The organism is Streptomyces sp. NPDC096048, from assembly GCF_044763415.1.
Taxonomy (GTDB): Bacteria; Actinomycetota; Actinomycetes; order Streptomycetales; family Streptomycetaceae; genus Streptomyces.
This window is the reverse complement of sequence record NZ_JBIWGG010000001.1, coordinates 402,049-416,372: the sequence shown is the minus strand read 5'-3', so window position 1 is coordinate 416,372 and position 14,324 is coordinate 402,049. Positions and strand designations below refer to the sequence as shown.

Annotated in this window: 14 protein-coding genes and 1 pseudogene; 5 read left to right on the top strand and 10 right to left on the bottom strand. The window is 73.4% G+C overall.

What is annotated here, in order from left to right:
• Positions 1–532 precede the first annotated feature (532 nt).
• Positions 533–1,522, top strand: a complete 990-nt coding sequence (locus ACIQ6R_RS02080) for a class I SAM-dependent methyltransferase (protein ID WP_404218120.1) — start codon at positions 533–535, stop codon at positions 1,520–1,522.
• Positions 1,523–1,633: 111 nt separating this feature from the next.
• Here the strand turns inward: ACIQ6R_RS02080 and ACIQ6R_RS02075 are convergent, their stop codons facing one another.
• Complete coding sequence (locus ACIQ6R_RS02075) at positions 1,634–3,214, bottom strand: methylmalonyl-CoA mutase (RefSeq protein ID WP_404169393.1); 1,581 nt, start codon at positions 3,212–3,214, stop codon at positions 1,634–1,636.
• Positions 3,215–3,466: 252 nt separating this feature from the next.
• Here ACIQ6R_RS02075 and ACIQ6R_RS02070 point away from each other — a divergent pair, with 252 nt between their 5' ends.
• Entirely contained in the window at positions 3,467–4,348 is an 882-nt protein-coding gene (locus tag ACIQ6R_RS02070) for a L,D-transpeptidase family protein (protein WP_404218118.1), read from the top strand.
• Positions 4,349–4,508: 160 nt separating this feature from the next.
• Here the strand turns inward: ACIQ6R_RS02070 and ACIQ6R_RS02065 are convergent, their stop codons facing one another.
• From ACIQ6R_RS02065 to ACIQ6R_RS02025, 9 genes and pseudogenes are all read right to left on the bottom strand, one after another.
• The gene (locus ACIQ6R_RS02065) at positions 4,509–5,720 is read right to left on the bottom strand and encodes a hypothetical protein (RefSeq protein WP_404218116.1); all 1,212 of its coding nucleotides are present in this window, start codon (positions 5,718–5,720) and stop codon (positions 4,509–4,511) included.
• Positions 5,720–6,382 (bottom strand): RNA polymerase sigma factor, encoded by a 663-nt coding sequence (locus ACIQ6R_RS02060; protein WP_404169384.1) that lies wholly within the window; start codon positions 6,380–6,382, stop codon positions 5,720–5,722. The genes ACIQ6R_RS02065 and ACIQ6R_RS02060 overlap by 1 nt, the downstream gene beginning before the upstream one ends.
• Before the next feature lie 364 nt (positions 6,383–6,746).
• Positions 6,747–7,568 (bottom strand): hypothetical protein, encoded by an 822-nt coding sequence (locus tag ACIQ6R_RS02055; RefSeq protein WP_404218114.1) that lies wholly within the window; start codon positions 7,566–7,568, stop codon positions 6,747–6,749.
• Positions 7,565–8,182 (bottom strand): RNA polymerase sigma factor, encoded by a 618-nt coding sequence (locus tag ACIQ6R_RS02050; protein WP_404169378.1) that lies wholly within the window; start codon positions 8,180–8,182, stop codon positions 7,565–7,567. Before ACIQ6R_RS02050 ends, ACIQ6R_RS02055 begins: the two co-directional genes overlap by 4 nt.
• Before the next feature lie 109 nt (positions 8,183–8,291).
• Positions 8,292–8,693, bottom strand: a complete 402-nt coding sequence (locus tag ACIQ6R_RS02045) for a hypothetical protein (protein ID WP_404170676.1) — start codon at positions 8,691–8,693, stop codon at positions 8,292–8,294.
• Between the two features lie 189 nt (positions 8,694–8,882).
• Complete coding sequence (locus ACIQ6R_RS02040) at positions 8,883–9,290, bottom strand: hypothetical protein (protein WP_404169375.1); 408 nt, start codon at positions 9,288–9,290, stop codon at positions 8,883–8,885.
• 157 nt (positions 9,291–9,447) lie between these two features.
• Positions 9,448–10,023 (bottom strand): hypothetical protein, encoded by a 576-nt coding sequence (locus tag ACIQ6R_RS02035; RefSeq protein WP_404218112.1) that lies wholly within the window; start codon positions 10,021–10,023, stop codon positions 9,448–9,450.
• A 249-nt stretch (positions 10,024–10,272) separates the two neighbouring features.
• A pseudogene (locus tag ACIQ6R_RS02030) lies at positions 10,273–10,716 on the bottom strand (hypothetical protein); the annotation flags it as partial.
• Between the two features lie 110 nt (positions 10,717–10,826).
• Positions 10,827–12,443: a glycoside hydrolase family 20 protein gene (locus tag ACIQ6R_RS02025; protein ID WP_404218110.1), complete on the bottom strand. Its 1,617-nt coding sequence runs from the start codon at positions 12,441–12,443 to the stop codon at positions 10,827–10,829.
• A 218-nt stretch (positions 12,444–12,661) separates the two neighbouring features.
• Between ACIQ6R_RS02025 and ACIQ6R_RS02020 the strand changes: the two genes are divergently transcribed.
• The 3 genes from ACIQ6R_RS02020 to ACIQ6R_RS02010 all read left to right on the top strand — a co-directional run bounded on the left by ACIQ6R_RS02020 (position 12,662) and on the right by ACIQ6R_RS02010 (position 14,305).
• The gene (locus tag ACIQ6R_RS02020) at positions 12,662–13,171 is read left to right on the top strand and encodes a 2-oxo-4-hydroxy-4-carboxy-5-ureidoimidazoline decarboxylase (RefSeq protein ID WP_404170673.1); all 510 of its coding nucleotides are present in this window, start codon (positions 12,662–12,664) and stop codon (positions 13,169–13,171) included.
• A gap of 259 nt (positions 13,172–13,430) precedes the next feature.
• Positions 13,431–13,811 carry a succinate dehydrogenase, cytochrome b556 subunit gene (gene sdhC / locus ACIQ6R_RS02015; protein ID WP_404169366.1) on the top strand — a complete coding sequence of 127 codons (381 nt, stop codon included), beginning with the start codon at positions 13,431–13,433 and terminating at the stop codon, positions 13,809–13,811.
• Positions 13,812–13,816: 5 nt separating this feature from the next.
• Positions 13,817–14,305 (top strand): succinate dehydrogenase hydrophobic membrane anchor subunit, encoded by a 489-nt coding sequence (locus ACIQ6R_RS02010; RefSeq protein WP_121748811.1) that lies wholly within the window; start codon positions 13,817–13,819, stop codon positions 14,303–14,305.
• Positions 14,306–14,324: the final 19 nt, after the last annotated feature.

Here is a 14,324-nt window from a genome sequence, read left to right as displayed (position 1 = left end):
CGGGGATCGATGCAGGCTACGAGAGCGCCACGAGCGGCGGGAACCCGTCCCGAATGAACATCGGCCACGTGTGCGTGACCTTCCGGTGAACGAAGAGGGCGGCCGTCCTTCCGCCATCCGGCGTTCCCGGCGCGATCGTCGCCCTGGACGAGTACGGCGACCCCGGCTGGCCCGGCATCGAGGAAGCCCTGGACGACCACCTGAAGGACGGCACCCGCCTCACCTGCCCGGGCAAGGCGGCCCACTCGGCGTCCTGCGGGCAGCCTGAGCGCGCGAGCGGCGCGTGCCGGCACGGACACCACCGCCGCACCGGCGCACGCGCCGCGCGTGAAGGGCGCTCCCGGTCGGCTGCGCGCCCTCGACGGGCACGGCCGCCCTGATGGTGGGTGCTGCACCGGTACGTCGAACAGCCGCCGTCTCCGTGGTCGCGGATGGTGCCGACCCGGACGCGTTGAGCGATTCGTGCTATTTTCCGGCCACCGTATCGCGCGCGCTGGCTCCTTTTCGTGCGTCGAGGGGGCATCCTCCCCTCATGGCCACTGCGCAAGAGACGCACAAGTACCCCGGTGAGCTGAACGACGTCCCCGGCTGGTTCTGGCCGCTCGACCAGGTGCTGTTCTCCTGGTTCCTGGAGCGGCAGGAGCGGCGGGGCACCCCTGGCGACCTGCTCGAACTGGGCGCCTACCTGGGCAAGAGCGCGATCCTGCTGGGGCACCATCTGCGGGACGGCGAGACGCTCACCGTCTGCGACCTGTTCGAGACCGAGCCGCCGGACGCGGCCAACCGGGCGGAGGCGGCGAAGTCGTACTCCTCGCTCACCCAGCAGGCCTTCGAGCGGAACTACCTCTCCTTCCACGACACCCTGCCGAAGATCGTCCAGGCCGTCAGCTCCACGATCACCGACGAGGTCGCGCCGGGCACCTGCCGCTTCGCCCACATCGACGCCTCGCACCTGTACGAGCACGTCCAGGGTGACATCGGCGCGGCCCGGGACCTGCTGCTGCCGGACGGCATCGTCGTCCTCGACGACTTCCGCAGCGAGCACACCCCCGGGGTGGCCGTCGCCGCCTGGGAGGCCGTGCTCAACCGCGGGCTGCGCCCCGTCTGCCTGAGCAGCCAGAAGCTGTACGGCACCTGGGGCGATCCCGAGCCGGTCCAGGAGGAACTGCTCGCCGCCCTGCGCGGGCGCGACGACGTCGCCGTGACCGTGGAGCAGGCGGCCGGGCACCGGCTGGTCCGGGCCCGCGCCAAGGGCAAGCGGATGCGGCCGCCGTCCCTGCCGTCCTCGCGGCACCCGGCGCCCGCGGCGGTGCCGCGTCCGGATGCCGGGACGGTGCCGGGGCAACCCCACCCGACGGGTGCGGCGGACCGCGCGGCGCGTACGGCACGGCAGCCGATCCCGCGCGGCCGCACCCGCCGGCTCGCGCTGGACCTGCTGCCGCCGGTCGTCACCCGTGCGGTGCGCCGGTACCGGGCGGCGCGGCGGGCGAAGGCGGGCGGCGCGGCTCAGCCGAGGCGGTAGGCCGCCCCGGTCCCCGCGACCACGGCGCCGGCCCTTCGGTGGTCGTTGGGCGTGGTGACGGGGGCACGGCGGAATCCGCCCTTGATCACTCAGCGGAGGCAGTCGACCAGCTCAGAAGGCATCCGAGGGCACATACGTCCCCCAGACCTCCCGCAGCGCGTTGCACACCTCGCCCACCGTCGCCCGCGCCCGCAGGGCGTCCTTCATCGGGTAGAGGACGTTGTCCTCGCCCTCGGCGGCCTTCTTCAGGGCGGCGAGGGCGGTGTCCACCGCCTGCTGGTCGCGCTCCGCGCGGAGCCTGGCGAGGCGCTCGGCCTGCTGGGCCTCGATGGCCGGGTCGACCCGGAGGGGCTCGTAGGGCTCCTCCGCGTCGAGCTGGAAGCGGTTGACGCCGACCACGACCCGCTCGCCGGAGTCGGTCTCCTGGGCGATGCGGTAGGCGCTGCGCTCGATCTCGCTCTTCTGGAAGCCGTGCTCGATGGCGTTGACCGCGCCGCCGAGGTCCTCGACCTTCCGCATCAGCTCCAGCGCCGCCGCCTCGACGTCGTCGGTCATCTTCTCGACGACGTAGGAGCCGGCGAAGGGGTCGACGGTCGCCGTCACGTCCGTCTCGTAGGCGAGGACCTGCTGGGTGCGCAGGGCGAGGCGGGCGGACTTGTCGGTGGGCAGCGCGATGGCCTCGTCGAAGGAGTTGGTGTGCAGCGACTGCGTGCCGCCGAGGACGGCGCCGAGGCCCTGCACGGCGACGCGGACGAGGTTGACCTCGGGCTGCTGCGCGGTCAGCTGCACCCCGGCGGTCTGGGTGTGGAAGCGCAGCATCAGTGACTTGGGGTTCTTGGCGCCGAACTCCTCCCGCATCACCCGCGCCCAGATCCGGCGGGCCGCGCGGAACTTGGCGACCTCCTCCAGGATCGTCGTACGGGCCACGAAGAAGAAGGAGAGACGGGGCGCGAAGTCGTCGACGTCCATGCCGGCCGCGACCGCCGTGCGCACGTACTCGATGCCGTCCGCGAGGGTGAACGCGATCTCCTGCGCGGGCGAGGCACCGGCCTCGGCCATGTGGTAGCCGGAGATCGAGATGGTGTTCCACTTCGGGATCTCGGCCTTGCAGTACTTGAAGATGTCCGCGATCAGCCGCAGCGACGGCTTGGGCGGGAAGATGTACGTCCCGCGCGCGATGTACTCCTTCAGCACGTCGTTCTGGATCGTGCCGGTGAGCTGGTCGGCGCCGACGCCCTGCTCCTCGGCGACGAGTTGGTAGAGCAGGAGCAGCAGGGAGGCGGGGGCGTTGATGGTCATCGACGTCGAGACCTTGTCCAGCGGGATCCCGCCGAACAGCACCCGCATGTCGTCGATCGAGTCGATCGCCACGCCGACCTTGCCGACCTCACCGCTCGCGATCGGCGCGTCGGAGTCGTGGCCCATCTGGGTGGGCAGGTCGAAGGCGACCGACAGACCCATCGTGCCGTTGGCGATCAGCTGTTTGTAGCGGGCGTTGGACTCCGTCGCCGTGCCGAAACCGGCGTACTGGCGCATCGTCCACGGCCGGCCGGTGTACATGGACGGGTACACGCCCCGGGTGAAGGGGTACTTCCCGGGCTCGCCCAGCTTCTCGGCCGGGTCCCAGCCCTCCTGGGCGTCGGGCCCGTAGACCGGTTCGATGGGCAGTCCGGACTCAGACTCGCGCGCCATGGTGTGATGCCTCCCGCTGAGCATATGTTCGAACTGCTCGAACTACCCGTCAGATACTCGCCAGTACAGACCGACCCTTCGACGGACTGTATCGGCGCACGCGCCACCCGGTGCAGGGGCGCACGCTGGGACCTTGCTCACAACCTCGGTGCGGTCCCGGTCACAACGATGCCGCGCCGTTCACGCCGCGTCATCCGCGGGGAACATCTCAGGGGACGTCCGTGCGGGACGGTGAGACGGCGGGGGGCCGTGATGCGTATGACGAGCATGGGGAGCATGGGGAGGGCGGTCGCCGTCGCCCTGGGGGCCGCGCTGGCGGCGGGCGGCTGCACCGTGCAGGGCACGAGCGCCGACGGCGCGGGGCGCGCGCCGGTGCACATAGACGTCACCGGCGCCCCGCCGACGAAGCCGACGAAGCCGGGACAGCCGGCACGACCGGGGAAGCCGAGGAACACGCCGGCCGACGACCGGCCGACGGGTGCGCCGGCCGCCCGTACCGAACCCCCGGTGCTGTGGCGGCGGGGCGACACCGGCCGGGACGTCCGCGAGCTCCAGGCCCGGCTGCGCCAGGTCGAGTGGCTCGTCGACGGGCCGACCGGGACGTACGACGACCTGACCGAGCGTGCGGTGAGCGGCTTCCAGGGCAAGCGCGGGCTGCCCAGGACGGGCCGGACCGACACCGTCACCTGGCAGCGGCTGCTGGGGATGACGCGGGAACCGGGCAAGTGGGACCTGTACCTGATGGGCGGGCAGCCGGCCGCCGCGCCCGACCCGCGCTGCACGACCGGCCGGGTGCTGTGCGTCAGCAAGTCGAGCCGGACACTGCGCTGGATGATCGACGGACGGACCGTGTCGACGATGCCGGTGCGCTTCGGCTCGCAGTACACGCCGACCCGGGAGGGCGTCTTCCAGGTCTACTGGAAGTCCCGCCACCACGTCTCGACGCTCTACGACTCGGCCATGCCGTACGCGATGTTCTTCAGCGGCGGCCAGGCCGTGCACTACTCGGACGACTTCGCCGTCCGCGGCTACGCGGGCGCCTCGCACGGCTGCGTCAACGTACGGGACGAGGCGGCGATCGCGGATCTGTACGCGCAGGTGAGGAACGGCGACAAGGTCGTCGTGTACCGGTGAGGCCCGCCGGGGGCGGTGAATGGGGCGCGGGCGGGACCGGGGGAACGTGTCCCGCCCGCGCCGAGGTGCACGAGCCGTAGGTACGGGGGGAACCCCGGCTCGGTGCGAAAGCCGATGACCAGTCGGCTCACTCATTACTGCGCCACGGCGGCCGAAAGTGTCACACCCCCGGTGAGGAAATTTCCGTCACCGCGGAAAAGTGCGGGTCAAGGGGGAGGTGACCGGCGGTTGCCGACGTGTGCGGCGAGTACGTCGGCCGCTGCCGCGGCAGGGGCTCGAAGGCCGAGGGGGCGTGCGGATCGTGGTGCTGCCCGGCGGGCGGGGCTATGTGGTCGCCGTCGTCGTCGCCCTTGCCGCCCTTGTCCCCGCCACTCTTCTTCCCGTCTTCACCGCCCTTGCCGTCCTGGCCCCCTCCGCCGCCTTCGCCACCGTTGCCGCTCTTGCCGCTCTTGCCGTTCCTGTCGTTCCTGTCGTTCTTGGCGCCGGAGTCCTTCCCGGTCCCCCGTTCCGGGTTCCCCTCCGCGGACTCGGCGGAGTCCCTGCCGCCTTCCCTGCCACCGCTGCGGTCCTGGGCGCCACCGTCCGTCCCGGCGAGGAGCTTCCCGCAGTACTTCCCGACCCGCGACGAACCCCCGGCCGCCTCCTTCAGGGCGCGCCGACGGGAGCCGTCGAGCCCCTTGCCGGCGCGTACGTCGCGGCAGGCCGCGACGAGGCCCGGCCGTCCGCCGCCGGATGCCCGGCCGTCGGCGTCGGTGTCGCCGTCCTCTGCCGTACCGCCGTCCGCGTCGTCCCCCGCGCTGCCCCGGTCCGGCGCGCCGGGCGTCGGGCCGCCCGGCACCGACCCGCCCCGCACGCCGTCCAGCGGCGAGGGCGGGGCGGGCGGCCGGTCGGGGGACGCGGCGGCCGAGACGGTGGCGGCGGGGTCCGGCCGGGTGCCGTCGAACGGCGTCGGCAGGACTCCGGTTCCCGCGGCCACCGCCGCCCCGCCGATCATGCCGACGGTCAGCGCGGCGGCCAGCCCGAGGCGCAGGGGGCGGCGCCGGCGGAAGCGCCGGGCGTCGTCGCCGCGCGGGCCGATACGGACCAGTCCGGCATCGGAGGGCGGCGTCGCCGCGCCCTGCCCGAGGGCGGCCGACGCCCCCTCCGGCGCGTCGGCCCGCTCGGCGCGCACCTTGCGGAAGGCGGCCAGCGCGGCCGCCTCGCCGGGGAGTTCCTCGCTGGTCGGCACGGGTGGGGCGGAGAGGGCGGCCAGGGCCCCGGCCAGTCGTTCGGCCCGTTCGCGGGCCGCGGGGTCGACAGCCTGCGGTGACTCTCCGCGCAGCAAGAGTTCCGCCGTTTCGCGGTCCAGCCACCTGTCCTGCTCGTCGGCCATCACATGTCCTTCTGCGTCCGCGCACGCGTATGCGTCACACTCGCGGACGTCACCGCGCGGGCGCGCGGTTCTCGCTGGGGCGGCAGGGCGTCGAGCCCGCCGCCCGATTCCGGATCGCCGCCGAGCAGTTCGGCCAGGCGCTTCAGGCCGCGGTGCGCCGCCGTGCGGACGGCACCGGGCCGCTTGCCCAGCGTCTCGGCCGCGCTCTTGGCGTCCAGGCCCACCACCACGCGCAGGACGACGGCCTCGGCCTGGTCCTGGGGCAGCCGGGCGATGAGGGAGAGGGTGCTGTCGGTGGCCAGGGACTCCATGGCCTCGCCCGCGGTGTCGGACTCGGCGGGCTTGCCGGTCAGCTCCGTCTCGTCGCCGCCGATCGCGGGCCGGCGACCGCGCATGCGGATGTGGTCCAGGGCGCGGTTGCGGGCGATGCGGGCGGCCCAGCCGCGGAACCGGTCGGCGTCGCCGTCGAACCGTTCCAGGTCGCGGGCGATCTGCAGCCAGGCCTCGGACGCCACGTCCTCGGCGTCCGGCTCGCCGACCAGTGTCCGCACGTATCCGAGCAGCCGCGGATGCACGGCGCGGTACACAGTCCGGAACGCGGTCTCGTCCCCGCCCTGTGCCGCACGTACCGCGGCGGTCAGCTCCGCGTCGTCCCCCAGCACCGAACGCGCCTCTCTTTGCGCCTGAGCCGGCGCCGCTCTCGCGGACCGGTACTCGCCGTCGTGGTCTGTCGATCGATGGTCACGGTGGTCTACCGCTCACGTGTCGCGGGAGGGAAGACCCCCGCTGGTCGGCGCGAATGGCACGTTACGTCTTGAAACCGCCGCTCGTCCATGTCCCCGTCCCATTGCCGTACAAGATGCAACTAAGCCGTGACGCGGTGAGGTGTGACAGAAAACGCAGTCGTGGCGCTGTAGGGAGTACGGGCCGCCGCGCGGCCCGTCCGCGCGACGGCCGGGGCCTCTCCTGTGGGGGGTGGCGGCCCCGGCCGTTGCCTTGGCCGCCGCGATCTCCCCTGGCGCGAGGCTACTTGGCCTTGCCGGGAGCCCGGCCCGCGCGCTCCGCGTTCCCGCCCTCGCCGCTCCCGCCGCCGCTGTTCGCGTTGCCGTCCGGCCGTTTCCGCTGGGTCGGCTCGGCCGCCCCGCTCGGCTTGTTCGCGTCGGTCGCGGCGCTCGGCCGGGCCGGTCGGGAGTGCCGCTCGGCGCAGTGGGCCGTGACGTTCTCCGCACCGCCCGCCGCCGCGACCAGCCGCTGCCAGGCCGTGGCGCTCAGCGCCTTGCCGCGGCCCTCCAGTCGCTCGTAGTCGCGGCAGTGGGCCTCGGTGTCCCGGGCGGTGGGCGGACGGTCCGGCCGCGCCGAGGCGCCGGGGGACGTGGTGGTGGGGCCCGGGGCGGGGAGCGGACGGACCGCGGTGCCGTCCGTGGCGGCGGGCGGGCGCGTACGTTCCGGCCGGGCGGCGTCCGTGGCGGAACCGCCCGCGCCGATCGTCGCGTAGGCGACGCCGCCCAGGGTGAGGCTCGCCAGCAGCACGGAGAGCGCCGTCTTCAGCGTGCGCCCCGCGCCTCCGCGCTCGCGGGGGCGCCAGTCGTCCCGCCGGCGGGTGCGCGCGGCCCGGCCCGGCTCCGTGTCCAGGGCGGCCCGGAACGCGGCCACGGCCCGCCGCTCGCCCTCCGCGTCGACGCGCTCCGCCCGCAGTGCCGCGGCGAGCAGCACCTCCGTCCCGGGGGTGTCGTGGCGGGCGGGCCGGGGGCCGGTGTGGTCGCCGTGGTCGCCTTCGCCGTGCCGTGCACCCATGTCCGCCTCCGTTCCCGCTCGGTCCGCCCGGGCGCCGCCGTCGGTGCCCGTCATGTCGACTCCCCCAGCGTCCGGGGCGCGTCTTCCGTCACACCGTCGACGCCCAGCCGCCGTGCCAGCCGCTTCAGCCCCCGGTACGTCGCCGTGCGCACCGCTCCCGGCCGCTTGCCGAGGACACGCGCGGCGGACGGTCCGTCGAGGCCGACGACGACCCGCAGCAGCACGGCCTCGGCCTGGTCGCGCGGCAGTGCCGCGACCAGGGCCAGGGCCGCCTCGGTGGACAGCGCCTCCAGTGCCTGGTCGTGCGTGGAGTGCGGGCCGGGCAGGTCCAGGACGTCCTGTTCCAGCGCCGTCGGTCTGGGCCGTACCCTCTGGCGGCGCAGGTGGTCCAGGGCCCGGTGCCGGGCGATCGTCGCCGTCCAGCCCCGGAAGCCGGCCCCGTCGCCCTTGAAGCGCCGCAGGTCGCGGGCTATCTCCAGCCACGCGTCCGCCGCGACGTCCTCGGCGTCGTCCCCGACGAGTCCGCGCAGGTAGCCCAGCAGGCCGGGCTGCACCAGCCGGTAGGCGACCGCGAAGGCGGCCTCGTCACCTTCCTGGGCCCGCGCGACGGCCGCGCCCAGTTCCCCGTCGTACGCCTGTACGCGGCGGGCTTCCCCTCGCTGGCCCAAGAACCGTCCTCGTCCGTACCGAGTTCTCCGCGCGCTCGGCTGAGCCCGCCCCCACGGTCATCAGCGTCGGCGTGCACGGAAGTGTCACAGGGTGCGGTCCGGACGGCCCTCACCGCACGGCGGGCCGCACGCGCCGGGCCCGCCCGTGCAACGTCAGGTAGAAGGTGTGCAGCGACTCTTCGGGAGCGCCGCCCGCCAGGCGGTTGTGCACCCTGCCCAGCGGGTTCCAGACGCGCCCGTCCGGCATCCGTACGCCGACCGGCTGCCCGAAGTACGCCCGCTGGTCCGGGTCGAAGTCCATCCACACGGCGCCCGCCCGGCGCACGAGCACCTCACCGACGTAGGCCCCCAGACCGAGCAGCGTGCCGCGCGCCCGATCGTGGTCGGCGCCTCCCTTGCGCACCCCGTCGACCAGGAAGTCGACGATGCGCAGGCTGGCCGGGGAGTAGTCCAGCGGCAGCCGGCTGCCGGCCGTGACACGGCCGACGAACGCCGTCGCGCACGCCCGCATCTCGCGGGCACGCGGTATGCCGCCGCCCACCTCGCCCCGCTGCTCCACCCGGACCACCCACCCCTTCGCTCGGCGACGGGAGGCCGGCACCGGCGGCCCGGCTCCCCCGCTGATCCAGCGGGCCGGGGGGCCCGGGTGTCACAGGTCCGCGGCCGGAGAACCGTTTCTGTAGGGTTGCCTGCCGGTCCGTCACCCGTCCGTCGACGCGTCCCGGCACAGCAGCCGGAGCGACCCGTCACCGGCGAAGCAGCGGCGGGCCTCGTCGATCGGGTCCCACAGCCGGCCGTCGGGCGTGCGGACCCAGTGGTCGCCACCGGTGGTCCACCACTCGCCACCGGTCTGACGCGCGATCACCTCACCGGCGTAGGCGCCGAGTCCGCGCAGCGCGCTCTCCACCGCGGCGTACGGTGCTCCCTCGCTCCGGATGCCGTCGATCACGCGATCGACGCGCCACAGACTCTGCGCCGAGTAGTCCAGTCGCAGCCGGGCGCCCTCGCGCATCGTGGCCACCGCGTCCGCCGCCCACCGCACCGGTTTCGCGGCGGCCGACGGCCGGTTCTCCTGCTGGGTCGTCAATCCGCTGGTCACAGTCGTCACACCCGCTAGAGCGTCGCGGGACGGAGTTTCGTCACACGTGCACCCCGGCCGTTCCGCAACCGGCGCAGGACCGCCCCAGCTCCACCACGTCCACCGCACCGCCGCCGCGCGTTCCCCGCACGACGGGCACAGACGGGTTCGGTGGCACGCCCTGGGATCAGCCCCGTCCGCGCGCCCGGCGGGACACCACCGCGCGCAGCACCCGGCGCCCCTCCGTGGAGACCTCCAGGGCCCGGCGCAGCCCGGCCGGACCGTGGCCGGCGAGCACTTCGAGGACGGTGACCTGGCGCCGCACTTCGGCGGCGACGAGCGGAGACAGCCCCTCCGTGGGGTCCTGAGGACGGTCCTCTCCGCGGACGCCGGCCTCCGCGGCGGCGTCCGTCGCGGGGTCGAGGAGCCGGTGGATGCGGAGCGAGGCGACGGAGCAGGCGTCGGCCCACGCCCGTATCGCGGCGCCGGAGCACTCGGCCGGCGCCGCGGCCAGCATCCGGCGGGCCAGGAGCACGGCCTCGTCCTCGCCGTCGGCGTCGGGACCGGCGAGCTCGTCGCGCACCCGCACCAGCGCCCGCGCCCAGTCGGGCCCGTCACCGGCGTCGTCGGCGAGGTTCGCCCACAGGGGTCTGAGGATCTCGTCACCGCCGTCCAGCAGGGGAACGCAGCGATCCAAACAAGCCAGTCCGCTCCCGGCAAGTCCGCGTGCGTCGGCCCGCGCGATCAGTTCCACCAGGCTCATCCGGTGCCTCCCTGTTCCTACCGCTTCGGCCCGCTCACCACCACGGAGCCCGCACTTCCCCTTACTGCGTGCGACGGCCCGGGAGTGTCACAGCGGCACCACGCCGAGCCGGTCGAGGAACCGGAAGAAGAGGTTTTCGGCCACCGGTGCGGCCTCGGCGACGGCACCGGGACGGGAGCCGTCATCGAGACCGGCTCCGGGATCGGCTCCGAGACCGGGCCCGGCGTCCGGACCGGACCCGGGACCCGCGCCCGGGTCGGCCGACAGCACCTCCGCCAACTCCCGGGCGCTCGCGGTGCGCCCGGCCTCCGCGGCCCAGGCCACGGCACGCTCGGCGGCGTCGCGGGGCTCCAGGAAGTAGTCCTCCAGGGTGAGCCCCTCCTTCTCCGCCCCGAGGTATCCGGCCATCGCGGACCGGGCCAGGCACGTCGTCCACGCCCCGCTCTCGGGCGCCGCCGCCTCCACGACCACGCAGTCGCTGTCCATGACGTACCCGAACAGCGCGGGCGCGCCGGTCTGCCCGGCCAGGTCGTTCATGTTCCCGACGTCCCCGTCGCCGCCCGGGAACTCCCACACCTGCCAGCCGTCCGGCGCGGACAGGCGCAGGGTCATGTCCGCGGCGCCCGGCAGCGCGTCCAGCTCAGCGAGCGGCCGCTCGGCGCGGCCCACGACGAAATACCCCCAGTAGCCCATGTCCCGGTCCCCCCGGCGTGTCGGTTCGGCTCGCCCAAAGACCACCACAGCCGTACGGGAGTTCGCAGCCGTATCGGACAATCCGCGCGACGCCCCGGGGGCGTGCGGGATCAGTCGAGCCGGTTCGCCAGCGCCCTGAAGTCGGCCCAGGACAGCTCGGGTTCGTCCGGGTCCCACAGCTTCTGGACCGTCGCCGCCAGCGGCAGCCGGATGCCGTCGGCGACCTGCGCCTGCGTCTGGGCGCCGGGGATGTCGCCCCAGACCGCGAAGCTGCCGCCGAGTATCTGGTCGTCGTACTTCGCGTCGACCGCCGTGGTGCCGCGCACGACCCGCGGGGTCCACTGCTCGTAGATGCGCTCGCCGGTCGGGTAGACGAAGGTCTGCGGCTCGCCGAGCACGTAGTAGAGGAACTCGTCGTTGTAGTTGAGGACCTGGCGGCCCGCGCTCAGGTACTCCGTCGGCTGGCGGGCGCCGATCTCCTTGCCCGTCCAGTAGGCGACCTGGATGTCCTCCAGGGGCTCGACGGACGTGTCCTTGAAGAAGCCGTCGTTCCAGGCGCGCGGGGTGCGGTCGTGGGCCATGACCGTCTTGGCGCGGGCGTTGAGCCAGCCGGTGGTGAGGTCGGCGACGGTGGCCCCGGGGCCGTAGGCCTCGCGGGCGGCGGCTGCCAGGTCCGGGTAGGACGCCTCGGGGTCGGACACCACGAGCGCCTGGTACTCGTCGGCGCCCAGGTGCCACTGCGAGCCGGGGAAGAGGTCGGCGTACTCGTTCAGCAGGTCGTCGACGATCTCGGCGGCCGCCGGCTCGGAGATGTCGATCGCGCCGCGCGTCGGCGTGCCCTGGGCGTTGCGCAGCTGGAGGTCGGGGTGGGCGGCGATCACGGCGCCGAGGTGGCCGGGCGAGTCGATCTCGGGGACGACGGTGATGTGCCGGGAGGCGGCGAGGTCGGTGATCTCCTTGACCTCGGCCTTGGTCAGGTGGTCGTCGGCGACGATCTCCGGGTGCGAGTCGGACTCGATGCGGAAGGCCTGGTCGTCGGAGAAGTGCAGGCCCAGTTCGTTGAACTTCAGGTCGCCCAGCTCGCGTATCCGGTCCTTGATCCAGTCGGCGTCGTAGTGCTTGCGCGCGATGTCGAGCATGAACCCGCGCCGCGGTTTGGCCGGTTCGTCCCGCACGACGCCCTCCGGCGCGGTGCCGCCGTCGTCCACCGCCTGCTTCAGGGTGCGGGTGCCGTAGTAGACGCCGGCCTCGGCCGGCCCGGTGACGGTGACGCGGCCGTCGCGCACGGTCATGGTGTACGACTCGGAGTTCGCGCCCTCGTCCGCCTTGACGTCCAGCAGCACGTCCCCGGCGCGCCGGTCGTCCTTCTCCCCCGCGTACGTCAGCCCCAGCTCGCCGGCTATCAGCCGTCCCTCGTCGGCGAGCCCGGCGTCGGCGACGACGACCCGGTGCGCCTTCTCCGGCTGCCAGCCGGGGCCGCGGGCCGCGGTGTGGTCGCGTACGGCGGGTATCGTGCGCGGCTCCTTCGACAGCGCGTAGGAGCGGCTGGGGCTGGGCGCGGCCGCCTTCGGGGAGGACCGCGCGGCCGAGCCCGCGGGCCCGCCGTCGTCCTCACCGCCGGTGGCCCACACGCCGACTCCCACGCCGAGCGCGGCGACCACCGCACCGGCGATCACGGCGCGCTGCCTCACCTGGTTCGCCGGCGTCCGGCGTCCGTGCTGGCTCACAGCGCCAACCTACGGCCGTGAGCTCCACCATGCGTCCACCACATGTTCTGAAACTCTCCCGTTCGGGTGAAATTCGGGCACTGGACGGACACGCGATGCCGTCACTCGATAACGTGACGCCACACCTTTCGCACAATCCCCTGCCGACACACACGTGACGCCCACAAGGACCCACGCTGCCTGCGCACCGTCTCCCAGACCTCCCCGGCCGAGTGGCCATACCGGTACCGGCGCAAACCATCCGCGCCACACCGGTAACGACCTCCTCCTTGGCGCGCTTCAACGCCGCGTCCGCCGATGAGGCCGTCCACGCACTCCTGACCTGCCTGAACAGCCGCCACTGGGCCCACCGCCTCGCCTCCCACCGCCCCTACCCGGACCTGCCGTCCCTGCTGGCCGCGGCGGACGAGGCGGCGTACGACCTCTCCCCGGACGACCTGACGGAGGCCCTGGCGACGGAGGTACTGCCACCCCTGCCGGAGGACACGTACGCGGCGGCCCACACGGCCCTGAGCGCGGCGACCGCAGCCTACGAGCGCCGTTTCGGACACGCGTTCGTCATCTGCCTGGACGGCCTGCCCGCGAACGAGGCCCTGGACCACGCCCTCGCGGACATCCGGTCACGATTGACAAACGATCCGGACGAGGAACGCCTGGTGGCGGCGGAGGAACTCCGGCGCCTGGCAAGGGCGCGGCTGACCGACGCCCTGAGGGGCGCGGGGCCCTGACATCAGCGGCTCCGCCGCGGGGCGCGGGCAACCACTGACGAACCGCTCCCCGGCATACAGGACAAACCCCCACCCCGTAGCCACCCGTAGCCACCTCACTGCTCCTTTGAGTGCAACTTTGATCACATAGGCAGGCCCCCCGTAAGCGCCGCGGGCAACCGTCGCTACGATGCTGGGGGCCGGTGGACCGTACCCGGCCGGGCCCGACCGACAAGGAAAGCCGGCGCGGCCCCAATCCCCGCTCCCGGAGGAAACTTCCGTGCCGGCTGGAACGCTGTACCGCGGCCGGGAAGGAATGTGGTCCTGGGTGGCTCACCGAGTCACCGGCGTCCTCATCTTCTTCTTCCTGTTCGTCCACGTGCTGGACACCGCTCTCGTCCGTGTGTCCCCCGAGGCCTACGACACCGTCGTGGCCACGTACAAGTCGCCGATCGTCGCGCTGTTGGAGTACGGCCTCGTCGCCGCCATCCTCTTCCACGCGCTCAACGGCCTTCGCGTCATCGCCGTCGACTTCTGGGTCAAGGGCGCCCGCTACCAGAAGCAGATGCTCTGGACCGTCGTCGGCCTGTGGATCGTGCTGATGATCGGGGCGGTCTACCCCGTCCTCGGCCACGCCGCTCGTGAAGTGTTCGGGAGCTGACGCAGATGTCCACCACTGAAACCACCGCCTCCGGCATCGGCCCCGTCGAGGGCGCGGGCGCCTCCGCCTACACCGTGGACAACCCGGCGCCGCTGATCGAGCCGCCCCGCAAGCGGACCAAGAAGTCCCCGAAGTCCACGCGCGGCAACTTCGAGATGGCCGCCTGGCTCTTCATGCGCCTGTCCGGCGTCGTGCTGGTCGTCCTGGTCATCGGGCACCTGCTCATCCAGCTGGTGCTGGACGGCGGCGTCTCGAAGATCGGCTTCGCCTTCGTGGCGGGCCGCTGGGCCTCGCCGTTCTGGCAGGTCTGGGACCTCCTGATGCTCTGGCTCGCGATGCTGCACGGCGCGAACGGCCTGCGCACGGTCATCAACGACTACGCGGAGCGCCCGAACACCCGGCTGTGGCTCAAGGGCCTGCTCTACACCGCCACGGTGTTCACCATCCTGCTGGGCACGCTGGTGATCTTCACCTTCGACCCGAACATCCGCTAGGCACGGGGCTGCGAAAATC

What these genes read in the sequence shown, in the direction of transcription:
- ACIQ6R_RS02080 (WP_404218120.1), top strand. Translation starts at nt 533, where the DNA reads ATGGCCACTGCGCAAGAGACGCACAAGTACCCCGGTGAGCTGAACGAC.
- ACIQ6R_RS02075 (WP_404169393.1), bottom strand. Translation starts at nt 3,214, where the DNA reads ATGGCGCGCGAGTCTGAGTCCGGACTGCCCATCGAACCGGTCTACGGG.
- ACIQ6R_RS02035 (WP_404218112.1), bottom strand. Translation starts at nt 10,023, where the DNA reads ATGAGCCTGGTGGAACTGATCGCGCGGGCCGACGCACGCGGACTTGCC.
- ACIQ6R_RS02010 (WP_121748811.1), top strand. Translation starts at nt 13,817, where the DNA reads ATGTCCACCACTGAAACCACCGCCTCCGGCATCGGCCCCGTCGAGGGC.
- ACIQ6R_RS02055 (WP_404218114.1), bottom strand. Translation starts at nt 7,568, where the DNA reads ATGACGGGCACCGACGGCGGCGCCCGGGCGGACCGAGCGGGAACGGAG.
- ACIQ6R_RS02045 (WP_404170676.1), bottom strand. Translation starts at nt 8,693, where the DNA reads ATGCGGGCGTGCGCGACGGCGTTCGTCGGCCGTGTCACGGCCGGCAGC.
- ACIQ6R_RS02065 (WP_404218116.1), bottom strand. Translation starts at nt 5,720, where the DNA reads ATGGCCGACGAGCAGGACAGGTGGCTGGACCGCGAAACGGCGGAACTC.
- ACIQ6R_RS02070 (WP_404218118.1), top strand. Translation starts at nt 3,467, where the DNA reads ATGCGTATGACGAGCATGGGGAGCATGGGGAGGGCGGTCGCCGTCGCC.